The 24080-nt window shown below is 45.1% G+C and carries 20 protein-coding genes and 1 pseudogene; 5 read left to right on the top strand and 16 right to left on the bottom strand.

The window, feature by feature from the left end:
* Nucleotides 1-89 precede the first annotated feature (89 nt).
* Nucleotides 90-323: a hypothetical protein gene (locus NDI35_RS26410; RefSeq protein ID WP_333180220.1), complete on the top strand. Its 234-nt coding sequence runs from the start codon at nucleotides 90-92 to the stop codon at nucleotides 321-323.
* A 688-nt stretch (nucleotides 324-1011) separates the two neighbouring features.
* Here NDI35_RS26410 and NDI35_RS26415 read toward each other — a convergent pair.
* Both NDI35_RS26415 and NDI35_RS26420 read right to left on the bottom strand, forming a co-directional pair.
* The gene (locus tag NDI35_RS26415; RefSeq protein ID WP_445315321.1) at nucleotides 1012-1140 is read right to left on the bottom strand and encodes a hypothetical protein; all 129 of its coding nucleotides are present in this window, start codon (nucleotides 1138-1140) and stop codon (nucleotides 1012-1014) included.
* 20 nt (nucleotides 1141-1160) lie between these two features.
* Entirely contained in the window at nucleotides 1161-1325 is a 165-nt protein-coding gene (locus NDI35_RS26420) for a hypothetical protein (RefSeq protein WP_445315322.1), read from the bottom strand.
* A 941-nt stretch (nucleotides 1326-2266) separates the two neighbouring features.
* Between NDI35_RS26420 and NDI35_RS26425 the strand changes: the two genes are divergently transcribed.
* The 3 genes from NDI35_RS26425 to NDI35_RS26435 all read left to right on the top strand — a co-directional run bounded on the left by NDI35_RS26425 (nucleotide 2267) and on the right by NDI35_RS26435 (nucleotide 5057).
* A complete protein-coding gene (locus tag NDI35_RS26425; RefSeq protein WP_445315323.1) occupies nucleotides 2267-2689 on the top strand; it encodes a hypothetical protein in 423 nt (140 codons plus the stop codon).
* 56 nt (nucleotides 2690-2745) lie between these two features.
* Nucleotides 2746-3099 carry a hypothetical protein gene (locus NDI35_RS26430; RefSeq protein WP_445315324.1) on the top strand — a complete coding sequence of 118 codons (354 nt, stop codon included), beginning with the start codon at nucleotides 2746-2748 and terminating at the stop codon, nucleotides 3097-3099.
* 95 nt (nucleotides 3100-3194) lie between these two features.
* Nucleotides 3195-5057, top strand: a complete 1863-nt coding sequence (locus NDI35_RS26435; protein WP_445315325.1) for a tyrosine-type recombinase/integrase — start codon at nucleotides 3195-3197, stop codon at nucleotides 5055-5057.
* Between the two features lie 61 nt (nucleotides 5058-5118).
* Here NDI35_RS26435 and NDI35_RS26440 read toward each other — a convergent pair.
* The 4 genes and pseudogenes from NDI35_RS26440 to NDI35_RS26455 all read right to left on the bottom strand — a co-directional run.
* Nucleotides 5119-5277 (bottom strand): annotated as a pseudogene (locus tag NDI35_RS26440) (DNA/RNA non-specific endonuclease); the annotation flags it as partial.
* 114 nt (nucleotides 5278-5391) lie between these two features.
* A complete protein-coding gene (locus tag NDI35_RS26445) occupies nucleotides 5392-5676 on the bottom strand; it encodes a hypothetical protein (protein WP_445315326.1) in 285 nt (94 codons plus the stop codon).
* Between the two features lie 160 nt (nucleotides 5677-5836).
* Entirely contained in the window at nucleotides 5837-6088 is a 252-nt protein-coding gene (locus NDI35_RS26450) for a ribbon-helix-helix domain-containing protein (RefSeq protein ID WP_333049748.1), read from the bottom strand.
* The gene (locus tag NDI35_RS26455; RefSeq protein ID WP_445315327.1) at nucleotides 6085-6675 is read right to left on the bottom strand and encodes a nucleotide-binding protein; all 591 of its coding nucleotides are present in this window, start codon (nucleotides 6673-6675) and stop codon (nucleotides 6085-6087) included. Before NDI35_RS26455 ends, NDI35_RS26450 begins: the two co-directional genes overlap by 4 nt.
* Nucleotides 6676-7230: 555 nt before the next feature.
* Here NDI35_RS26455 and NDI35_RS26460 point away from each other — a divergent pair.
* A complete protein-coding gene (locus NDI35_RS26460) occupies nucleotides 7231-7575 on the top strand; it encodes a hypothetical protein (RefSeq protein ID WP_445315328.1) in 345 nt (114 codons plus the stop codon).
* A 769-nt stretch (nucleotides 7576-8344) separates the two neighbouring features.
* On the opposite strand, the gene NDI35_RS26465 is transcribed toward NDI35_RS26460, so the two are convergent.
* The 10 genes from NDI35_RS26465 to NDI35_RS26510 form a co-directional block, all read right to left on the bottom strand.
* Nucleotides 8345-9367, bottom strand: coding sequence for a phage tail protein (locus NDI35_RS26465; RefSeq protein ID WP_445315329.1), 1023 nt, complete (start codon nucleotides 9365-9367; stop codon nucleotides 8345-8347).
* Between the two features lie 77 nt (nucleotides 9368-9444).
* Nucleotides 9445-11703 carry a putative baseplate assembly protein gene (locus tag NDI35_RS26470; RefSeq protein ID WP_445315330.1) on the bottom strand — a complete coding sequence of 753 codons (2259 nt, stop codon included), beginning with the start codon at nucleotides 11701-11703 and terminating at the stop codon, nucleotides 9445-9447.
* A gap of 64 nt (nucleotides 11704-11767) precedes the next feature.
* A complete protein-coding gene (locus NDI35_RS26475; RefSeq protein WP_445315331.1) occupies nucleotides 11768-12190 on the bottom strand; it encodes a GPW/gp25 family protein in 423 nt (140 codons plus the stop codon).
* A gap of 153 nt (nucleotides 12191-12343) precedes the next feature.
* Complete coding sequence (locus tag NDI35_RS26480; RefSeq protein WP_445315332.1) at nucleotides 12344-13462, bottom strand: type III secretion system chaperone family protein; 1119 nt, start codon at nucleotides 13460-13462, stop codon at nucleotides 12344-12346.
* Between the two features lie 89 nt (nucleotides 13463-13551).
* Nucleotides 13552-13932: a hypothetical protein gene (locus NDI35_RS26485; RefSeq protein WP_445315333.1), complete on the bottom strand. Its 381-nt coding sequence runs from the start codon at nucleotides 13930-13932 to the stop codon at nucleotides 13552-13554.
* Nucleotides 13933-13953: 21 nt separating this feature from the next.
* Nucleotides 13954-18543 (bottom strand): eCIS core domain-containing protein, encoded by a 4590-nt coding sequence (locus tag NDI35_RS26490; protein WP_445315334.1) that lies wholly within the window; start codon nucleotides 18541-18543, stop codon nucleotides 13954-13956.
* Between the two features lie 185 nt (nucleotides 18544-18728).
* Entirely contained in the window at nucleotides 18729-19226 is a 498-nt protein-coding gene (locus NDI35_RS26495; RefSeq protein WP_445315335.1) for a PAAR domain-containing protein, read from the bottom strand.
* A gap of 18 nt (nucleotides 19227-19244) precedes the next feature.
* Nucleotides 19245-20945: a VgrG-related protein gene (locus NDI35_RS26500; RefSeq protein WP_445315336.1), complete on the bottom strand. Its 1701-nt coding sequence runs from the start codon at nucleotides 20943-20945 to the stop codon at nucleotides 19245-19247.
* Nucleotides 20946-20960: 15 nt separating this feature from the next.
* Nucleotides 20961-21605 (bottom strand): CIS tube protein, encoded by a 645-nt coding sequence (locus NDI35_RS26505; RefSeq protein WP_445315337.1) that lies wholly within the window; start codon nucleotides 21603-21605, stop codon nucleotides 20961-20963.
* A gap of 30 nt (nucleotides 21606-21635) precedes the next feature.
* A partial coding sequence (locus NDI35_RS26510; RefSeq protein ID WP_445315338.1) for a hypothetical protein occupies nucleotides 21636-24080 on the bottom strand: 2445 nt, incomplete at its 5' end.

Here is a 24080-nt window from a genome sequence, read left to right on the forward strand (position 1 = left end):
TTGTCCAGTCTAGGCTTTCGTTTCTCTATATCGATCTTGGCTCTTAGTCAGCTTCACTCCAAGTAAGTGAGTTATTCCCATGAAAACATTTGTCGAATTCCAGCAGACTTATCTGTTCGCGACTCGCCCCGTCGAGAGAAGCCGCCATCAATCGCATCATGAACAACCGCGAACATCAAATATCGCAGGCGAAACTCGCAATCGCCACCGCAAACCGAAAACTTGAAAATTTAGAATCTTCGCGGATAGTGTTCCAAAGAAGAGCTGAGTACGAACAGGAACCGCCCGATGTGGGGGAGTTGCGGGAGGAATTGACCGCCTAAATCAGCGACTGGTGGCCACCTATCCACTTCCTGAAATTACACCCTCTAAACGCGAGAAGCGGCTGCTGCGAGCGAGCAAGTCAAAGAATTCGTTGAAGGCGTGATTCTGAGTCTCAGTACCGAATCAATAATCAGGTGGAATCCACATGGGGGGGTGTTGACGGGGTGACAAGCAGATTGAAAGCAAAGGTGCGTCAAGGCTTTGAGTTGAGTGACCAAGCGAAAAGATACGCTTGCTGTAATTCAATTCAGATGCAGCAACTTGACTATTAATTCAATCCAGATGCAGCAACTTGACTATTAATTCAATTTAGATTTTATTAAAAAGGCTAAAAAATAGCTCATTTCTGTGTGCCCTAAAGTCAGGCATTTGCAGTATAAAGTCAGGCATTTGCAGTATAAAGTCAGTGAGATTACAGGCATTTGCAGGGACTGTACTCTACCTGTATTTACCCGAAAATATCCTGCAAATGCCTGAATTTTTCGGTCAAATTGCTGTTTTTTTGTGCAAGGACAGCCTTTGCTGGTTGAGGCTGGTTATGGCTGTTCTTTCTCGGTAGCAAGCAATGGTTTTGTCCGTACAAACCGGACTTTTACGTGCAGATAAAAAATAATGCACCCTTATGAAAGGGGCATTGTAGGTGTCAAGGGGCTTAATTTTTACCCGATCTGAGACTGTGCCGGCTGCTCACATTGCTCCTGCTGTTGTGGCGACTTTTGTGGCAGCACAGGCATCAATTGCCGCAACTTTCCCATCGCACTTGGGTAGCGAGCGAGCGACTTGAGGGACAGCTCGATCGCCCATGACAGAGCTCATAGAATCAAACTGGCTCACGGCTACCCATCTCGCGCCGTAGCTTCAGCTATTGAGGAGGATTTTGCGGCGGCAACCGACGCGGGCCTTTCTTGCATCCACCGATGTTTTGGCGATCGTCGGCGGATGGTGGAATTTGCCCAGTTCAAACAGCTTGTGAGTTCTCCGGCAACAACCGGAAAAGGCATAAAAGCTAATAATTAGTAATAAAAACTAATAATTAGCTCATAAAGCTGATCGCCCATAGCTTCTGTTAGTGGTTGTCTCTTCCGTTTCAGAATTGAAGAGGCAACCAGGGGCGAACACATAATTTTGCATAAATTCGCATAAATCAGCATATTGCTGTTCGATTTTTCGGTCTGGTCTCGGAGAAATTGGGGGCGAAAGTATGGGTACTTGGTAAGTTGGTAAAACCCGTGGGGAGTTTAACAGCTTTAATGAGGATGAGGCGAGCGGGGTGGGAGAGAAGCTAAAGTTTGGAAAAATCCCCTAGACGTTGACCACGTTTTTTAGGCACTGCCGATGGCAGAATAATTTATGGCGGCTACGTCGGCTGGATTCACCCTGAGCGATGGAATCAGGTGTTTTTGCCTATGAGAAGAAACTGGACGTAAAGTAGACAGGGTAAAAAGCAAACTTTAAATAAAAGTTAAGTTTTCAATCATTACCATGCTCTTATTAAGAGCTAAAGGCTATCTAGCAGAGACTTAAGGACTACACCACTTACAACTACAAAATTAAGTTTTCAATCACTACTATGCTCTTATTAAGAGCTAAAAGCAATCTAGCAGAGACTTAAGGACTAAATTACTTACAACTAAAAAAAATGTGGCTGATTTTGATTGACAAGGCTATAATAATTTTTATGTAGCCTAAAAGCTTATAAATTCCAGCACTTGCTGCTCGACAATAAGCAAACACTACTATTCAAACTTAGCACTCATAACTTTCTCTATAATTTCGACAATAACCTTGTCTGGCGAGCGTTGGCTTCTTCAACCCTTGACAGCCAAGAACTGAATAAAATACCAATCCTGACAGGAGTTCCCCCGAACTCCTTTTTTTTTGTTTATTTTTATGCCGAATTCAATTGAAAGTTTGTTCACCCCATCAAAAAGGAGCTTTCGACATGGCTAAACCCAAACACAAAAGTATGCGGAATCAGCCCGAGATGTACGACGAAACCAAACGATCTTTCACCCTTAGTCTGACGCCAACAGCCGTCAACATACTGGATTCTCTTGCCAAAATACACGGTATTTCTCGCTCAGAAGTTGTTGAGCAATTTGCTAGAAGACAGGAGCATTTACCAGCTCATTATCAAAAAGGAGCTTTCGACATGGCTAAACCAAAACACAAAAGTATGCGGAATCACCCAGAGATGTACGACGAAACCAAACGACCTTTCACCCTTAGCCTTACACCAACAGCCGTCAACATACTGGATTCTCTTGCCAAAATACACGGTATTTCTCGCTCAGAAGTTGTTGAGCAATTTGCTAGAACACAGGAGCATTTACTAGCTCATTTACCCATTCAAACTAACCATTAGTCCGACAACCAAATTTTTGGACAATCCAGCCCTTTTTTATTTTCACTGATTGCACTATGAATCTTTTTATTTCCAGAACCACACAACTGTATTTTGGCTATCAAGTACAAAAGCCAAAAAAGGCTAATTTGCAAAGGTTAGCTACTAAACAAGAGTTAATCTTTGCTAGTTTTAGTCACCCGATTGGTTGGAGTGTGGTGTCGAGCTTCTACCTTGCTAAGCATAGTGAGGTGTTAGCTCTTATGGCTTATTTAACCTTTTTTGAGGTTATAAGTAGCCAAATATTTATTTATAAAATAACCGGGTTTTTAAGAAACAAAGCCTTGCTATATAAGGTTTACAGCCGACCGCCGCCCCGTGTAAAAACTACAGTAAAATTATGGTTTACTGTAGTTTTTACTATTATTTGAATGAGAGCTACTTTCTGAAAGCCTCTTTTCAAAGCTTCGCAGCCCTTCCACAAGACCTAAACCAGAATACCTTCATTTTACGAGGACTTATAAAAATGAAAAAAAACTTCTCTTTGACCGATATTCTCGGTCTTTATGCTACTCACGTTCAGAGCCAGCACCCGCAAAAGAAAGCGCAAGAAATTATCGCTCAAACTGAAACTGCGATTAACCGTTACACTTTGCCAGGATGGGGCTTGGAGCCTTTCAAAGGTCGCAAGCCCACGCGAGTTGAAATAGACAGGGCAACGGCCTTTAAAAAAGGCATAAACGTTGAGCAATTCACAACTGCCTTAGAAGCTCAAGAAAAAGCCTTTGAACTGCTGCAACCCTCGGATAGTAGTAAGGAGGTTTATAGCTGCCGACTTAAGGAACTTATTTCTTGGTGCATCAAGCAAGGCTGGTGGCCGGGAAATACCTTACCTGAGAAACCTGTTGATTGCTGCGGAGGTCGTCGCCGTCGGGGCTATGGAATTATGGCGAAAACGCTACTGACAAGTCGCTCTGCTTTGCCGCCTTACGGTCTGGGGTCAAACCAAGTGTCAGAGAAGTTAAAAGCTCAAACTGAACAGTTCTACAAGTTTCGTACCTCCGCCCACTGGCCGGGTAGATTAGAAGACCCGGTGAAAACGAAAGCCTGCCGCAACCAAATTGGTCTGCTCCTTCACTTGTTCGGCTGGTTCCATCACTACCGAGGAGTGCCGTTGCAAGAGCTGTCTTTGAGTACGTTAATTCCGCCGGTTGAACTCAAGTATGCGGCTTCTAAGGAAGCTGCAGCCATAATGGCTGCTAAGGCGGGGGATTATGTAGATTGTTGGGTCTGCGAATTTTGTAACTTTTTGATTGAAAAACGGAATGCCAAAAGCCCCCATACTCGCAAGAATTACCTCTGTGCGCTGCTGGCGGTGGCGAAGTTTCAATACCACAAAGAAATCACTTCTAGCGATTACAGCGAAGTGCCGGCGGTGAAGGTTTTGCGGGGACGGCTGTCACTGGGAACTAAGGAGTTGAACAACCACGTTCCAGTGGCGGATATGGATAAGAAGTGGCTGGATTTGCCGCAAGTTTTGGAACTAATTGTCGAACCGCTGCGCTTGGAGTGCCAACCGAAGTTGGCGTGCGGTTCTCGGAGGTCTCTGAAGGCGATTGCTTACAGCTTCCAGCGCTACGTGCTCTGGGGGTGTTTGACCTATAGCCCTCCCCGGCGACAGCAGGAGTTAAGGGAGCTGAAAATGGCTCTTGAGTGTCCTGTGAAGCGGCCTGTAGATGTGCCTCCTGACGGTTTGTACCAGCCCCTGCCTACGGGTCGCAACCGCGACCGCAATTGCGGTTATCTGCATAGGACACCGGATGGCCGCTGGTTCAAAGATGTAACGTCAGAGTCTTACAAAACGGGGAAGAATTACGGACACCAAGATTTGGAGATTCCTAACGTGCAGTTCCCTGACGGGCGATGTTTCTATGACTATTTGGAAACCTGGCTTTATGGCTATTATAAAATGCCGGACGGGAGTTGGCGTTCTTGCGGGGCAGCTTTCAAACCAGGTGAGCAGGAGGTTGGGCGTTTGTGGCCGGGTCGCTTCCAGTTCGACCCGGTAGGTGAATTCGTTTTTGTGCGGCACAAAGGCACGCCTTTTGCTGAGGACAGTATGGCTAGCTATATCAGTAATGCTGCTCATGGTCTAACGGGGCAGCGGTTGACTCCTCATTTGCTGCGGGACATCTTTGCGACTCATTTTTTGGATAATGGAGCCTCTGACTCTGACATTGCTTCTCTGGCTTATGGAATGGGGCATAGTCCGGAGATTCTCCGGGCGATTTACGATCGCCGCCGCCCTGTGCAGAAGCACCGACCGATTCAGTTAGCGGTTATGGAGTTAGTGCAGAAGTCTTTGCATCCCGATTCAACTTCTGACTAGCGAACTGTAATTCGCTTTCCCCTGCATACGTGCAGGGGTTTTTTTTACTGTTTTTCTGACTTTAATCACAACGGGACTTACGCAAGTCACCCCAGACACGTCTATTGAGTTCATGCACTTGGGGCATCATATTGCGGGTTAAAAAGGTAGTGTGGTTATTCGCTTCGTTGCGGGTGCGCTCTGCGCTTGGTGCAATGTGTCTCCTGCTGTAGCCGCTTTCTGTGTTATCGCTTGGTCACACTTTGTACCCAGCCGCAGCGAGAGCATCGTCGAGGTGGAAGTTGTCCTGGCGGTCGGCTGTCCCAATCCAAGATTTATTGAGCTGCCACGAAACTCAGTTGGCGGTGTGAGTTTTGCTGTTGTAGGAGAGGACGTACTGCGGCTTCACCATTAAATAGTTGTCGGTGCTGGCAAGACTGGGAGCCGCATTGCTAGGATTGCCCAGAAGTAAGTTGCGGTTGTTGGTTGCCGAAGCGATCGGTGGCTGCGTTGTGGGCTTCTGCACTCTTGGTTTAGGAGAAACTCGCGGCAGTGAAGATGGCGGGGCTGATGTCAGATTACAGCCAGCCATCATCCCCAAAATCAGAGCGATCGCCCCCAACTGCCGTATTTTCTTCATGCTGCACCGCTCCCTTGCGAGTCCAGTGCCAGCTTACTAACATACGCACCCAACATTACACGAACTCAAAAATGCAGCGATTGACGGGAAAGGTAACTGCTGCAAATAAGAGAAAAAACTGGCAGCGCTCAAACATTCAAATGTTCAAATGTTCAAATATTTAAATGTTTTTACTGGCACTAAGCTGCTGGAGGTATTGAGCGACCGATTTTTCAACCAGCTCGCTGATTTCTTCACCTGACTGTGCGGCAGCAGATTTGAGGTCGCGGTGCATTTGTTTGGGCAAATAAACCGTGGCCCTGACAAAGTTTGGGTCTTTGCTTTTGGGTAACGCCGGAGTTGGTGCAGGTTCGAGGTTAGGTTCGCCGGGTTTGAGTTTCTTGGCCTTTAACAAATCATCAAAGCGGCTCACGGCAATATCTCCTTGCCGACAGCGGCATAACAACCCCAAGCAGCTTTGGCGTAGGCATCTTTGACAGCACTTACGGGAACCCCGGTCAGGGCCGCTTTTTGGAATACTGCCAGCCGCCTGATCTCAGCTTTAAATATCGGCAACTGAGCTTTCTCGATCGTTCTGCGAGACTCAATCCCGACTTTGCTAGGAGCAGGTGGGATGAGGGTGAGCAAAATGCGGTAATTGGATTTTAGGGAATGCAAAGCTTCCACCATTTGCACCATCGCGGTGAGAGCCATCGCATCGGGAGAACTCGGCAAAATCAGCAAGTCGCACCCTTGGGCTACAGTTTTGAGTTCGTCGGGGTCTGGTCTGGCCGGCGTGTCTATCACGATGTGCTCGTAATCTCTGGCAAAGCGAACTCCTTGCTTTTCATCCACCACTTTGAACGGGAGGGAACCCCGCGCAGCCCAATCCAAAGCACTGCGGTTGAGGTCGCCGTCTACCAAAAGCGTGGGCGCTTTGGTTTGCAGATAAGTCGCCAAGTGCAGCGCTGTAGTTGTCTTTCCGACTCCGCCCTTAAATGAGGCGATTGTCACGATCATAGGTTTATCGATACGTTGAGTTAATCAATTTTACCTTTTAATCATCTAAACGTCTAAAAATTTGAATGTTTGAATGTTTAGACCGATGTCGTATCTTACCAGTTATAGGGCGGGTTAGCTCGGCTAATTAACGATAACAACGTAGCGCTCGGTTGCAGGTGATTGGAGGAGGTGGATCTTCCCAAAAATCAAGCAGTTGCTGCACTGCAAGAGTTTGCCCCTATGCGCTCTCTCGAAGGTGTGATACTTCGCGGGCCGCATCACCTGCCGTTTGTTTAATCATCTAAACGTCTAGATGTCTAGTTGAATAATTCAAGATTTACGCAACTGGTACCTGGCGATGAGCGCGCATAGCGAAGCTATCCCGTAGGAAATCGCTCTCACCGCCCCATTAAGAAATCCCTCTAACTGGTGCAGCAATTGGCGCTCGGCAATCCATAATTTATCAGTCACGACTCTGCTTGACAAAAAGAGCCGACGATCAAGTTCACTGTCGATCTGCCCGAATCGCTGCACCGCAAAACAACTTGGAGCTCCGCCGCGCAACAAGTTGAGATGAATGACCCAGATTTGAGTCAATTACGGGTGCGGGTGTGGCACAATTTGCATTTTCGTTTATCCCCTTCTCATCCGATGTCAGTGTTGCTGGTGGAACGACTTTCTGATGGTTGTGCCAGGGTTTCTAAGCCAATGTGGTGGGCATTTGTGGGATTATCCATGCCTCCTGCCTGTGAAGTTTGGTTGCTTTATTTACGAAGATTTGCGATCGACCGCTGGTATCGTTTCGCCAAGAATCGTCTTCACTGGACAGTTCCTGCGTTAAGTACGCCCGTTCAATGCGATCGGTGGAGCGATCTCATGCTGATTGTCACTTGGCAATTATGGTTGGCCCGTCACTGAGTAGCACAGCGACCTCTGCCTTGGCAAAAATCTCAAGTTAAGCTCACTCCGGGACGGGTAGCTCAATCTTTTGGGAGCATTTTATTCTTGTTAGGTACACCAGCTCAACCTCCTAAACTTCGAGGCAAATCTCCTGGTTGGATTAAAGGAAAACAACGGCGACGTAGAATTCGATATCCCACCGTCGAAAAAGGGTTTTCTCGCCCGATAAAACCCGCCACAAAGTCCCCTTAATCTCAAGTTGTTTATTTTTCATTTTTTAGTGCATTCAATCTATCGTAATGCATCTCTTTATTCTGTCTTAGTCTAAAGTCCAGTTCCCAATTCAATGGTATTTTTGTTGTCTTGATTCATCCTCTAGTTGCGCCACGCAACTAGAGGATGATTTGGTTTAATACTCCAGCCCAATAAACAAGTTCTTTTGTCTGGCAGGGCAATTTTTAAGTATTTATACTGTATCGCTCGGTTCGCGCTAGACCATCCCACGGAATTTACAGCCCGCCCGCACCCCATGTGACAGTTGGGATGCGGAATGTGGGAGCGAGGGACGCCCCTCATCAACCAACCGAGGGCAAAGTTTGGAACTTTTGGAGAGGCTATGGAAGCATTTGTGACAGTTGCGTAAGTCCTGCCTGATTTACCACGGTTTGAGCCTTAACTGAACCGTATTGCTTTATAACCCACATTCTGCAACCCCCAAGGGGGCGGAATGTAGTTTAAAAATTGCTTTGTTTGCAGTTGGAATGTTTATGTCGCCTATTCGCTACACCTATGCCTGAGAAATTAAAAGATCGTAAGTACAAAAAGCCGGTTTTTCCCGCTCGATAATATCCCTAACTAATCGTTCATCAATCTGCTTACCGGGTTCCGGACGCAAGCGCACACTAAAATGAAATGGACGCCCACTCCCCAACATTGAATCTCTACCAATTAGCGTTTCTCCCATCACAAAACCTCGAGTAAAATTTTCTTCGATACTGATGTGTTTTTCTGCTTCTCCTAAAGATTCGTCTAATGGTAACTCTGTATAAAGATGCAGATAAAAACGCAAAGCTCGGCGCGTCCCATGCCAGCGATAAAGTTCTACGGCGTTACGAATTAGACGGCGTTGTTGTTTAATATCCCAACGGCGATCGATGGGCCAAGCAACCCAATTCGCCAAAAAAGGAAGTAACGATTCCGGTGCGGTCAAAGGGTCTAAATAAGCCCATAAAACGTCAATTGTTTGGACAGCAGGGTCAAATGCCTGCTCGAAAATAGTTAAAAATCGTCCAATAAAATCTACTTCGCGGTAAATGGTGGGGACAAAATTTATGTAGGAACTTGAAGGACGCACGCAGAGGTTAAACACTCGATAGGCAACGAGTTGCCGTTCGGTTTGGGCTTCAGCGTAGACAAAAACTTGGGCTTCGTAATTAATTTTTAAGCGATCGCGCCCTCCCTCTAAAGCATACTGATTTTCAAAATAATCCTCTGGAATTCGGAAACAGAGGGCTTTATCCACTTTTTGATTAGCAGCAATTTCTTCGGCTTCTTCCTGCTGCCAAAGGCACCAATTCAAAGGAAAAGCTCCTTCAACTTCCAATCGCCATCGTAGCGAATGAGTGCCTAAGTTCTCTAACTGTACCAACATTTCCCCCGGTTCCCCAGGATAGAGGAGGAGGTTGTTGGCGATCGCCACTTCTGCATTATTGTAGCCAAAACCTGCTAAAGCCGACGAGTCTGCTACTTCTGGAGGTTGCATGGATGCGAGTTTAATCGCTAAAGTAGGACGGTAATTAGATTGAGACATTACTTAAAACTTATTAACAACTCACAAACTTACAACTCACAACTTATTAACAATTCAAAACTCAACCCATTCCCCCCCTAATCAAAAAACTCTATACTATGACCAGATATTAATCGACTATTTTCTTGATTGGCCCAAGAACAGATCAAACCTAAAGAACCTGGATTAATCATTTCTTGGGGCGCAGGTTCGCGGAACCATCCTGAAACATATTTTCGTAATTCAAACAATTCTACCATTCCTAAATAGCGTATCCCTGGAATTTTTTGGCATAAAGCAAAGATATCGGAACGAGATACGGGGCGACCTAAATCCCAACCTTTCCCCTCAATCCCACCAGTCAGAGGATTAAGAAAGCGGTATAAAGCTATCAGCAACTGAGTGCGGATCTGTTCTATAACGCGAGGATTATTATATTTAGGTTCGATAATAACTTCAGTTGTAACGCTAACCCCGACGTATTCTGGTTCTTGTAACTTCACTTGCACTCCCAAAGGTTTGCGGTCTTGCATATATTCTAAAATTTCTGTCTCTAACATAGAGTTGAGGACAAAATATTGTTCTGGGTCCATCCCTAACCGAAAATCAATCATTTCTGTCTCAACTTTCGGCACAATTAATAGCGTAACTCTGCCAGGCGTCGTATTCATTGCATTCGTAAGACAATGAGCGCGAGCGACAGCTCGGGTTGCTGTTTTAGCGACATTTTCAAAATCTTCTGGTGTGACTGCCGATTCTCTTGTTCGCAATATTTGCGGCACTCGAATCACAGCTTCATCTAACGATTCGGGGTCAATTCCTCCTGTTGCGGGTTGATAATTTATAACGCTCTTAACGTAAGGAATTGCTTGTTTAATTACCAATAATTTTTCCGCTTGCACGTTGCCCCTACTTCCCCCTCCTGTCCGGTAAACTCTCATATAAATTTCCGCACCTGGGGGAGGAACTTTGCCGTATTGTCGCTCTAATGACTCGTTAGGAGCGCCATTGGCGTAGTCTGGCTGTAGATTAGATAAGTTTCGGGCTTCTGTGGAATTTCGGCGTACAACTGTGCCCCCTGGTTGAATTTGCGATCGCTCTCTAGTTCTCTGCTTTAATTGTGCTGGTTCTCGAATCAACGGACCAAATTGAACCATACCTGTTTGGGCATCAATAGTATAGTGGAGGTCGTCAGGGCCAGAGGCGCCAAAATCAGTAACTTCTTCCCATGTTTCGGCTGGGCTATTAATCGGTTTAACTTCAATACATTCGCCTAGTTTGCGCCTTAAAATCGGTTGAGATTGTAATTGAAATAGTTGCCCTGCTTTGCCATCACTGACTCCCAAAAGTTCGTTTTCAATCCGAATGCATTCGCTGGCATTTACCGCACCGCCAATCGCTCGAACTTTTATACCAAAAATGCTAGGCGAACTGCTATAACTTGGTTGTAATTCTCTCGGATAAGTGTAAACGCAACGTATCCAGTGTCCTCGGTATTCCGTTCCGAAATCGGTGCTAGGCAATAGTTGGGGTAAATGTAATATTACATCTGCTCCATCAATTAAAGGATTAGTGCCTTGCTCTCCTAAGTCGCTAAAACTAAAGCCTTTGGTTTTATCGTCTTCTGGTTTTCGCAAAATTGTTGACTGCCAATTTCTACCATTCCAAGCTTCCCATTTTAATGGTGGGTTATCTGGATCAATGCCGGTGCTTCTAGCGACTTGTCCTCTAAAAGTGACAGCAATTACATTTCCCGTAATCGGATTTTCTATGTCTTCTTGTAAAATCAAATAAAAACAGTTATTGGGAAGCGATTGCTCGAACAGCAACGTTTCTTCTAGATTCCACCATTGGTTGTTGCTGGAGGAGCGCTCGCGGGTCGCGCTCTGTCGCAAATTGTTCGGTCGCTCTTCTTCTGTTAATCCTGTTAGAAAATGTTTAATTTGAGGGTTGCCGATCGCAAATTCTTCATCTGTACTAAAAATAATCGCTTCTTGAGTTTCGGTTCGCACCGTAGCAACTTCGGTGGCATAGGGAATTCTAATCGGTTCGGGTTGTGCTTGAGTTAGATAAAATGTTAATTCGCACTCAGCGGGTGCAGGAGGTTGCAGGCGAATTCCCAACAATTCTAAAAACGCGACGTAATTGCGCCGGGGAACTTGATTAAACCGCATTAACATTTGGTCGGTTAACCAAGCAAACAGTTCAATTAAAGTTATTCCCGGATCGCCTGGGTTATGATTTGTCCATTCCGGACAATAGCGGGGAATGCGGAGTATACATTCTTCTACCAAATCCTCAAAACTTCGGTCATCCAGATCGGATTTCGGTAATTTGGGTAAAAAATCAAAGTCCATAATTTATATCAATTTTGTTGTTGTTATATTATTCACTATAAAACTTATCCCGTCCCCACGTCAGTTATTTTTCTTCGAGGGCTAAGTAAAATGGATAAACTAAACTTCGCGTATCGAGACTATTTTTAGGTTGATATACGATCTCAATATCTACTCTACCCCTGATTGGGTCGGGGTCGGCACGTACTTCTTTTAAAATGATCCGTGGTTCCCACATTTCCAAAGCTTGTTCTACATACAGGCGAATTAGCATCAGAGTTTGAACGTTCATTGGTTCAAATACTAATTCTGACAGGCGCGAACCAAAGTTGGGTCGATATACCCGTTCCCCCAAATCTGTTCGTAGGATAATCACGATCGATTCTTCGATGTTGGGGGTACCCGTACTGAGTTGGATGCCTCCCTGGACGTTGACTTTCAGGGGAAATCCCAATCCCGCCCCAATGTAGTCTTTCTGCGGCGGATAATAATAATTGTCTTCAGGCATAGGATTTATTTTCAGCAATCTCCTATTGTAATACCAATTTGAGTGGGTGCGATCGCCTGTCTTGGCGCGCAGGGTAGCTAGTTGAGGGAGAGATATGCCTCGGGCACGCTGGGGCGATATGGCTCCGGCCGGCTACCGCCATCGCCTGATCAGTTATGATTCTATTTGGGCGATCGCATCTTTCGGTTCCACCTCCCCGTAGATCACAGACATAATTCCTGGCAAGTATTGATCCATCATGGTAACGTTCGCGTAAACCAACTGTTTGATTAGTTCAAAACTGAGGGAATCTCCCTGAACATCGATGCTGGTTTTGTAGCGAATTTCCCCATCGGTAAAATCTAGTTCAAAGTTGCCGATAATCGTGCCAGAATTGGCTCTAGTCAGAAATTCGGCTATTGCCATTCGCTTGGAATCTGGTGCGTTGACCGGACAAATAGAGTAAAATAGGAATTGTTCTTGTTCGACTCTAGCTCTAGCGTAGCAAGTCCATTTGCCATTTTCACCTTGGAAAGCCATTTGTAAATTTGGTTTTCCTTCAATTTGGTAAAAAGGCCATTCATCTAGTTTGAAGAAATTGATTATTTCCTCAAATATTTGTCCGTTGGGAGTGGTGGATTGAGCGATCGCATCCACAGCAGCATCAGCCACCTCTTCAAAGAAATTGACGATTCCCTCAAGGATTTCAGAAGTGCCTTTCTGAGTCATCGCCGAGAGATTTGCTTCCGTCCACTCTTTGAAGAAATTGGCGATCGCATTCCCAACTTCTTCACTATTAATTCCGCCACTTGCGACAGCAGAGGGATTAATATAATTCCAGAAGGTGGTGTAACCAGTTTCGCCTGATTCCTGTTGCTGTTTGACGGATAACCCCAACCAATTTTCTGTCGAAAGTAGGGGGTCGTCGGGTTTTTCTGTGCTTATATTGAAGAGATAGTTTGCAGCTTCGTTAGGATTTGCGGCGTGTTCTACCAGGTGCGGAAGTAAGTCGGGTTTTAGACTGATTTCGATTTTGATGTCGGGTGAGGGTAGGAATCCGCCAGTAAAAGCGCCGCGCAATTCTGGCTTAAGATTGAATAACGATTGAGTATCGATGCGTTGGTAGAGTTCTGGGTTGACAGAGAAGGTGAGGCGACACTCGATGAGTTGGTCGTCAAGTTTTGTTAGGGATAGGGCTAAGGTGTGGAAGGTTAGGGGGGATTGACAGGTGTCGCGTAGGGTTAACTCTCTTTCTTCTAATTGGAATTGGAAATGTTCAAGAGTATCACTCATCTTGATCGAGAGCTTTTGGTTAATTGTGAGTTAATTTGGGTCAGACATTCGGGAAATTATAGGTTTTTATCTGCTCAGGTAAGACCCATTTATTCCGACAAATCTAGCCCAGCCTCACTTAATTTTTCGTTCATATCAGGAATATACCATTCGTTACTATCTACTCTAGTTAAAACCCCTAAAATATACTCACTTATATCAATTGTTTCGTCACCCCAAGGCATTTTGATATTTTCAGGAACATCACCTGTTAATCTATAATTTCTCATCTGTCCTTCTGGTAAATCAGGATAGTAATTTAACGTAATCCACATTCCCAAAATTTTTGTCTCTAAAGCTTCATCACCTTCAAATTCATTAGCTTCTGATGGAGTAAAAGTGCAATTTAAAGCCTTGCTTACTCGTAAACCTATCTCTTCAATATTGGCTGTATCATTTATCCTTATTTGAAAATTTACTTGGGTATTCATAAGAATTATTCTCCCTAATAATTATTCCTTGTTTGGGTCTTTAATAATTAAAGGATTGCCTATTGAAGCATCTTGGTTGATGTTTTTTGCTAGTTTTTGATCTCTTTCAATAGAAGAACTGGCATTTTGATCAGTACGAATAAAAACATTAAATCGAAACATCTCATCTCCAACATCTCTGTTGCCCGATATTTTAGCTAGTTCTTTACGCATATCCCAGATTATTTGATTGAATCCTGGTATATTACTTTTTGAGCCTACTATCTCTCCTGGTTTACGGAGTACAGCACCCTTTTGCAGTGCTTGCTTATACAGTGCATTACTCTTGACATAAGCATCTATGTCGAAATCGGTTGGATTAAACACATAAGGTTCTCCAGAAGGTGAACGTTTTTTGGGATTTAGCTTAACACCTGATGCTAAACTTCCCTTAACATGAACTTCTGCATTAGGATCTAAAGCTTGGAATCTAGGAACAAATTGTTGCATTTTGCTTTGTACTTCTTCTTGCTTAGCTCTCCAGGCTTTTTCCCAATCCTCATCTGCCTCGGATAGAGTTATGTCAGGAGTTTCATTTTCGGGGTTGACCTTGCCTTCAACGTGATATATAGTATCTCTAGTCTTCACTAATTCAAGTGAAGTAAGTTTGTACTTCGATTGAATGGCAGGCAGTTTTGCTTTGACTGTATCAGGGGTCGCACCCTTTTCTCGCATTATTTGCTCTGACTTTTTCAAAGCTTTTTCAAGGTCAGCTTCCTTCTCCTCCTTGGTGCGTTCGTCAGGATTACCGTCGTCTTTATTACTCTTCTTATTCTTCCCAAACCCAAGTTTATTGCCAATCTTCTTGGCAAACTTCACAGCCTGAGCAATGACCCAATCGATCGCCTTTTCAATCGGCCCTCTTACCCTCTTAATAATGTCTTGAATCTTGCCGGTAATGCCGCCCAAGCCCAACAAACTCGCCATAAAGCCGATGATCACGGGTAGCGCCTTAGACATAGCATTCTCTATAGCCTTCGCCGCACCACCAACTGCACCGTTAGCAATAGCCGTCACCGACTCAATCACCGCGTTCACTAACTCGACAATCTGACTTCCCCGTTGAATAAAGAACGTGATGATGTCAATAATCGCCTTGCACGCCCTGACGAACGCACTAGCCGGATTCAACAAGCTGAGAATCCACATTATCCCCTGTTTAATCACCGTCTCGATGACGAAACTCTTGATGGTGTCAATCACCATCGACTTCAGGTCGCCAATCTTATCCTGTATAAACTGCCACAGACCCCCCACTCCTTCATTCTTCAAGATTACAAACATCTCGAAGTTAGATTCTAAAGCGCTGACGGACTCCTCTCCGTTCTTGCCGATCGCCTTGACAGCTCGCGGTCTGATAGCCTGATAAGTGGTTCCCAGTACCTGCGTCGTCAGGCTAAAGATGCCCTTCATGTCAAAACTCTCCGGCATCTGAACCCCTGTTGAAGCCAGTGTGCCCGTCAGCCAGCCCACCATCCCCTTCTGGAGATGCTGTTCGCTATTCGACTGAAAGTTCTGGAAGCCTTGCTTCAGACCCCCCACGAGATTGCCCAGAAAACCAATTGGATCGAGGATAATCTTGTCAACTGCACCCCCTGCTTTTGCCAACACGCCCATCAGCAGGTTCTTCATTTCCAGGATGATTTTGATTGTCCCACCCATCGCGTCCATCGCCTTGTTCATGAGGCCGCGATTTTCCGCCTTCATTTCATTAATCTGGGTATCCAGCACTTGCAGATTCTCGTTGTACTTCTGCGCCAGCGAGTCAATCAACTCATTTTGCTTGTTCTCGACACTTTGCTCTAACTCATCAAACTTAGCCCCAATATTCTGTGCCGCTTCTTGTCCGACTTGCCGCAGAGATGGGTCTAAAGAAGCAACGTATTTCTGGATTTCCTGCCTACCCTTGGCAATCTCGGCTTTCGCTGCATTCAGCTTAGTGGCTACTTTGTTGGCAATTATGTCGATAGTTTGGCCCATGCTGGCGAGGAACATACCCTTGCCTTCCTCGTAGAAGGCGTTTACCTCGCTAGGCAGAGGCAAAACTAGGTCTATCACCCATTGGCCCTTACCTGCTAAGCCACTGTAGCGATCGTCCTTGTAGCGCTTCATCCGTTGGTCAACATAACTCTCAAACTGCGTCTTGGCAGTAGCAGCACCGGAGTCGAACTGTTGATTGACTTCTCCATCCAGTTGACTGAGTGCCGTTTCGACTTTCTGTTTAGTATTGTTGTAAATTCCTTGAATGTGGTTAGCGACTTGGGAGCGTTTTTGCTCGTCTTGCCCTTTGGTATCTGTCTGAAGTCCGACTACCTGGGTCAACAATTGCTCTCTCTCGCCGTGCATTCCCTGCAATTGAGCTTGCGCTGTCGTCTGCGCTTGAGCTTGCGCCTGGGTAACTATCCCTTGCTCTTGCTGGCGATAGGCGTTTGGTGCTGTATTGGCGTGAGTTTGGGCTGTTTTCTTGGATTCTAATGCTGTCTGGAATTGCGGTTCGTTTGACTTCGCCAGTTGTCGATCTGTAATATTGGCATCTGCCATCTGCTTATCGATAGATTTACTACCGGCTTGCAGGGAAACTTCAGATTTCGACTTAGGCTTAGGCGCGGCTTTATCCGCACCGATATCAGACGGTGCTTTACCTGCTTGTTTCGGCGGTAGTGCGGTGACGGATTTGGGCGGAATACCGCTAGCATCGGGTTGTTCCTTGGCTTTTTCTTCGATGGGGTTAGCTGCTTGCTTCTTCTCCTCTCCAACTTGGGAAGACAAGTCGCCCTTCACCGAGTCGAGTTTATTTTGGTCTTTGAAATTGTCGGCTTCTTCGAGAGTTTGCGGAGTAGCAGCAGAGATTTTTTCCATCAGCGCTGCTTTGAAAGCACCAGCATTGAATTGTCCTGGCTGCTGCTGGTTCATTTCCTGAACCTGCTTGTCCTGGGCTTTGCTTTCTACCTCGTTGGCTGGAGATACTGCGGCTGCTTGCGCTTCGGCTGATTTTTTCCCGGCTGGGGGATGGTTTTTTTCCTGGGCGGCGACACTCTTGGTGCTATTTACTACTGCCTTGAAGCCAGGGTCATTTTGAGCTGATTTGGGTGAATTTCCGCCACCGCCGCCACCGCCGCCAGCAGCACCACCAGATGACGCCCCAGCACCCGCACCGGATGACGCCCCAGCACCTGCACCCCCACCTCCGGCGGGTGTCGATGGCGCACCAGCACCATTACCTGGTGCAGGCTTCTCGATAGTATTAGCCCGTTCCCCTTTCTCTGACTTGGCGGATGGTGAGGCTGCGGGAGTTTGGGGTGCCACCTTAGCTGCTGCTGGCTGTGCTTGGGGATTTTCCTTCCGCTGTACCTTTGCTTCCACAGATGTCAACTGGATAGCATCTGCTTTGGCTTGCAGTTTGTTTTCCTTCTTCTGATGCCCAGTAACAGATTTAGTCGGAACCGCACCTCCCTGCTGGATGATGTGAGTCAACTCATGGGCCGTCAACTCATCTTTACCAGGAGATTTCCCCGCCCCATAGTAAATATCGCTACCATGAGCAAACGCCTGCGCTCCCAACTCCTTATTCATCTGTACGGCATTCGAGTCGGTATGCACCCGTACTGAGCTAAAATCAGCCCCGAAGCGCGACTCCATGAAACTACGTACATCATTGGGTAAAGGACTACCCCCACCCTTAGAACCCGCGAGTCGGTTTTCTACACTGCCAGAAGCCACAGAACTCCCATCAGATGCTCGCCCGGCCCCTGACTTCATCTGGACTTCTTCTTGCTCCCCGGACAATCGCTGCACCAGTGGAGTGATAGAATTTACCAGAGGTTGCATTTGGACTGCTTCTGTTTCTTCCCCGGTTTGACGTTGAATTGGCGGCTTTATGGCTGAGTCTGGCATCCTCATGACTTTGGCCGCCATGCTGTCAGCTTCTTGTTCGTATTTATCCCCCGGTGCGCCAACGGTTAGTTTGGTTTGAACTAATTCCTTGTTTGGCTCTTCTTTTTCTTGTGGTTCGCCTTCACTAGACTTAGCCTGAATTGCCTCGTCTGGCTGCATCTGGAGAGATTCTGTTGATTCTTCTTGTTCCTTCACGCCAGAGGTTTCAAGACGCTGAATTCCTCCTGGGTAAGTGTTAGAAGCTGCCGAACGAGGAGGCGCTTCTATTGGAATATTTCGCCGATTAAACGGAGCACGGGCGATTGAAGGCTTTTGTGCTGGCGCCTCGGTGGATATTGTTGAATTGCTTAATTCAAGTGCGCTTTTTTGTGCTGTATCTGCTGAAACTCGATCACCAATTACTGCCCCTGGTTCTTCCTGTTGGCGTTGAATCCCACCTGGTAAAGACATCCCATTACCCCGAGAGGGCGCTTCTACACTGATATTTTGCCAATTCAAACTACGACGGATTGTTTTTGGTTGAATCCCTCCTAATTCCTTCGATATATTTGAATTGCTGCCCAAAGATTCAGATTGCTCCTCAGTCAACGGGCGTCGATGCAATAGGGGCGAACTTGCTTGAGTAGCCTGGGGTGGCGTCGCCGAGGTTTTATTTTTGGCTAATACTCGTTCGTTCATCACCTAACTCCTCCAGGCACTGCCAGTAATTGCAGATTGCTAATTTCAGATTTTAGATTCGATGCGGGACTTACGCTCCCAAACCCGGTTTCTCTGAAAAATCGTCGCTTTGGAACCCGAGATTTACGCGCTAAACCCTATTTCTAGGTTGCTAGTAAGTCCTGTTGATATTTTTAGGACTAGGATTAACCGCCAATTAATACGGTAGGACAGCCCGCTAAAATTTTATTCGGTGGTCCAAGTGCTTCCACAATTGTATCTCCTAAGCGACTGGCGGGGAGCCCGTTAATCAAAACTGTACGACTACCACTGATTACAACCCCAGGGCCATGGGGGGGGAGTGGCAAAGGTGTAGCGCAATTATGGATATCTGCCCTACCAGCGCTACTAACAATCGTACTGCTCATGCTTGTCGCAGCCGTTGCTTTCGTTGTCTCTTCAGCCGTTTTAGCTGCGGGCAATCCTGGGGTTCCTGCTGCTGCTAGGGTGGCGGCTTCGGCTGCTTTAATCCCTATGTCGCTAATTCGTTTTGCCGATAGTATTGCACCTGCTGAGGCTAAAGGAATCCCCCGCCAAGCTGGTAAATTGCCTATCCATACATTAGGGCTACCAGGCCCTCCCGTTAATACAGGTGGGAGGGGATGGGCTACGGGATCGGTAATTCTAGCTGCTGGTCTACCCATACAAAAACTCCTTAACTGTCAGTTCAGTTTAATCAACCTACCTGTGATAGTAACGATGCCCTTGGCATTGATATCAATATTACCCGTAGAACTCAAAGTAATACTACGCATCCTGTCATCCAAACGTAATTTATGACCACCCTTAGTTTCAATTTCTACAAACTTTTGGCTGTCATTAATACGTAATTTATGGCCCCCTGCTGTCTCAATATAAGCTCCTTTCTGACTAAGACCTTTATCCTCCTCCACAAACTGAATCTTATGCCCGACGCGGGTTTGAAACGTCCGCAAGCGCACTTTGCCATTAGCAACATCATTTGCCACGGGATTGGGCGGTGCATCTTTGCCGTTCCAAACTCCACCAATTACATAGGGACGATGAATATCGCCCTGTTCAAAAGCCACCAGCACTTCGTCATTAATTTCTGGCAAACAGTCAAATCCTCGCTGATTGCCCGCACCTATTGCTACTACTCTAGCCCAATTGCTGGCGTGTTCTTCTGTTAGTGTAGGAAACTTAACTTTAACTCGACCCCAACCTTCCGGGTCTTGGTTATCAGTAACAATTCCTACTAGAAAAGTTTGTCCTGGCTGTAAGTGATTTACTGGAGAAAGCGCGGTCAAAAGGTTGCCTCCCCGCAATCCCCGCACACTGAATTCTGTAATGTATACTCGCTCGTGATAGGTATGACGAGTTTCCGTAACGTAGTATTCGCCGCTGTGCTGTCCCATGTCTTCTAATGTGACGATGCGCCCCGGTCGAATATCGGTATTTCCTTCAGCTTTGGCATCGGCATAAATAAATTGACCTCCTAATTCGTCGCACAAAGCTTGGGCTTTGGTATCGGCTTCTTTGGGGTTAAAGCACGTCCAGTTTAAAATCATTTTGGGTTTAGGAGGCTTGCCCTTAAACTTATTGCTGGTCTCACTACCTTTACCGTTTTGTGTTTTAGTTATAACTTGTTCTTGTTTTTTTGTGGAGATAATTGCTCTTTTTTCTTTGTAATCCCAGGCTCTTACTTCTACTTCTTTTACTTGCTCTGCACTGGTGACTCGCACGCGGAAGCTGTGGAGGTCTGTTAACCATGTAAGGGTTAATTTTTTACTATCAGCTTTTGGTTTACGAAAGTTCAGTTTCCCATCTTGAAGAAATAGTTCAAATCCAATTCTGTCGGCTCGTTGCCGCAAAAATTCCATGTTGGTTTGATTTTCCTGAAAAGCATAGTCATGCGCCACGCCACTAGCATCGATAGTGCCAGCCTTTATGCCAACTTCCTGAATTATTTTCTTCACAATGTCACTGTCGGTCATATTCTGAAAAGAACGGTTGTAACGTCCTCGATGCAAGCGGTGACCGACATCATAACCACGAACAATTACGGGAGCTTGAGATTTTTCGCTAAAAAAGGTTTCAATTCCTGTAATTTCGCCTTCTATGACGTAATTTTTCTTGCTTTGATTGTAATCTTTAGATTCTGTTGTGCTGGAGGTAAAGCCAATTTTGACAGGTTTACCAATTTGTAATAAGTTGTGATAGCGCCAACGTTCATCCTGGCTGCGACCGGGAAAATAATCATTTTGAATCACTAGGGTAAACATTCCTGGCAGATGCAGGCTTTCTTCTACAGTGACTTGAAGAATATCTTCCATTAACTTTGGAGGAGCTTGCTTGCCATCTATTTCTAGTGTCGGTAGGGCGCGGTAATGGACTCCTGTCATAATTTTTGAGTGGTTTTATTTATTTGGGTTTATTAGCTTATAAAAAGATGTGGTATCTATTAAATTTTGAAGGCGATTCGTTTTACTTGATAATTTTCGCTTATCAAAAAAATTATCCGCTCGACGGTCTACTTTAGCCGGAGGTTTAGCACCTAAAGGTCCGTTTTGGTTGGGTTCATCGGCTTCCTTTAAAGTTAGGCTATCGATGACAGCACGGACGGGTGTTCCATCTGGGAGAAACATGGTAAGTTTATAATTCAATTTTTCAATGAAGCAGCGTCGCAGATAAACTTGTTTTCCCCACATAAATTGATAAATTGGCGGGCGTTCTTTTCCTTTGACAAATTCAACTGATTTCCTAAAGTTTTCGATATATTGTTTAACAACATCTCCTCCATCTTCGTAAGTGTCAAACAAAATTTTATTGATGGTAACTTTGTAAGCTTTTACATGAGAAAAACTAACTTTAGGGGTTCCTTTATCTTCGGTACGTGCACCGGGACTTTCGGAGGTTTCTACAACTCCCTCGAAAACTAATTCCGTGGGATTAAACATAAATTCAATCTGTGGCACACCATCATCAGATATTAAAAGGGCTTTAACCAAATTTCCGGATTTACTTGAGGTTGATGTGATGGGTGAACTTGTAACTGATGCCATAATTTATCCTTGATAGTAGGTGTCTTATTACTAATACAAGCGAGTGCTGTAGTAGCCGCCCTGACGCTCTCGATTGATTTCTAAACGCTGCCGAACTAGGTAATAAATTTCTCCGGTCAGTTTTTGTAATTTATCATCAACTGGGGAAAGTTCACCAGTAGGGCCTGCTTGTGGCGATCCTGGAGTCGATCGCTCTGGTGCTGATCTTACTTTAGCAAAAGTTCCGTAGGTTGAGGTAATATTGCTCAGCCAACTCGGATAACCTAATGATTGGTAGCCTTGACGCTCTTGTTCTATTTCTAGCCATTGTCGCATAAGCGTGTAAACTTTTTGAGCCAATTTTTCTAATTCTTCCTCTTCTATGGATCGGTTTTTACCTGCAGTGTCTGCTGTTATTAGTTGGGAAGTCTCTCCCCTAGTGGTCAATGTGTAATTGTCAGACACATGGGGAGAAGCCAAAGTATAAGAAGGTGAAGATTCCGGTTCAGGTAAGGATGCAGGCGGAGCTTCGTTTTTAATCGGGATACTGTCTGGTGTTGTGGTAGAACTTTCACCCAATAATTCGGATATGTTTGACCATGATGTCGGTGTATCGAATGTATTATTTTTTTCTTCGTTGTTATTGGTGTATTTGTTCTCTAAGTTTGCCCATATCGAATTGTTGGGGTTGTTGAGCCGTTGTGAGAAACCCAATGGTTTGAGAGAATCTATATTAGCTGGTGCATTGTTAGTATTTTTACCTAGTAGTTCAGATATACTTGACCACGAACTTGGTATATTTTCCACTTTTGCCGAATTGGTGGGAGATTCTGTATTAGGTGTGGGAGAAATATTGGGGAAATCTTCTTCTGGTAATTTGGAAATATTGGACGGAGAACTACTAGATAAGAGGGAGGTTTCCTGAGAAATAGTATGTTGCTTATCTGTCTCATGATTTACAAACTTAGAGAGAAATAACTCTGATTTGGGAGCCAAGAATTTTGAACTTCCCAAAGGTTGGACAAGGTTAAGACTTGGAATTTCTGAGCGGGTCTGGACAAGATTTGTCTGCGAAGAGCTTATGATATCTGAAGATATTTCCGAGCGAGCATTAGGAAATATAAAACTAACATCCTCTCTATTGTCTATAAAATTTTCTAGCGGTGGTGATGTATTTTTTAGAGATGATAATGGAAAAGATTTAGCTTGAATTAAATTGGCAGAAATTGGTGCCACCTCCACTTCTCCATCTGTTTTCGCCGTTAAACCTTCTGTTTCTTGAATTGGTATTGGGGAAGGTTTTGATTGGATTAAATTGGCAGAAATTGGTTCCGCCTCCGCTTCTCCATCTGTTTTAGCAGTTAAACTTTCTGTTTCTTGTGTTGGTACGGGAGAAGGTTTTGATTGGATTAAATTGGGAGAACTTGCAGCCGCATCTAATTCTTGTCCAGTTTTAGCAGTTAAACTTTCTGTTTCTTGTGTTGGTACGGGAGAAGGTTTTGATTGGATTAAGTCGGTAGAACTTGGGGTCGCATCTACTTCTCCATCTGTTTTAGGCGTTAAACTTTCTGTTTCTTGAGTTGGTACTGGGGAAGGTTTTGATTGAATTAAGTTGGGAGAACTTGCAGCCGCATCTAATTCTTGCCCCATTTTAGCAGTTAAATTTTCTGTTTCTTGTGTTGATACTGGGGAAGGTTTTGATTGGATTAAGTTGGCAGAAGTTGGAACCGCATCTACTTCTCCATCTGTTTTAGGCGTTAAACTTTCTGTTTCTTGTGTTGGTAGGGGAGAAGGTTTTGATTGGATTAAGTTGGTAGAACTTGGTTCCGCCTCCACTTCTCCATCTGTTTTAGGCGTTAAACTTTCTGTTTCTTGAGTTGGTACGGGAGAAGGTTTTGATTGGATTAAGTTGGTAGAACTTGGTTCCGCCTCCACTTCTCCATCTGTTTTAGGCGTTAAACTTTCTGTTTCTTGAGTTGATACTGGGGAAGGTTTTGATTGAATTAAGTTGGCAGAAGTTGGAACCGCATCTACTTCTCCATCTGTTTTAGGCGTTAAACTTTCTGTTTCTTGTGTTGGTACGGGAGAAGGTTTTGATTGGATTAAGTTGGTAGAACTTGGGATCGCATCTACTTCTTGTCCCGTTTTAGCAGTTAAACTTTCTGTTTCTTGTGTTGGTACGGGGGAAGGTTTTGATTGAATTAAGTTGGCAGAACTTGCAGCCGCATCTACTTCTTGTCCCGTTTTAGCAGTTAAATTTTCTGTTTCTTGTGTTGATACTGGGGAAGGTTTTGATTGAATTAAGTTGGCAGAACTTGGGGTCGCATCTACTTCTCCATCTGTTTTAGGCGTTAAACTTTCTGTTTCTTGTGTTGGTACTGGAGAAGGTTTTGATTGAATTAAGTTGGCAGAACTTGCAGCCGCATCTACTTCTTGTCCCGTTTTAGCAGTTAAATTTTCTGTTTCTTGTGTTGATACTGGGGAAGGTTTTGATTG

This window comes from Microcoleus vaginatus FACHB-2002, from assembly GCF_040004035.1.
In the GTDB taxonomy this organism is placed as follows: domain Bacteria; phylum Cyanobacteriota; class Cyanobacteriia; order Cyanobacteriales; family Microcoleaceae; genus Microcoleus; species Microcoleus vaginatus_C.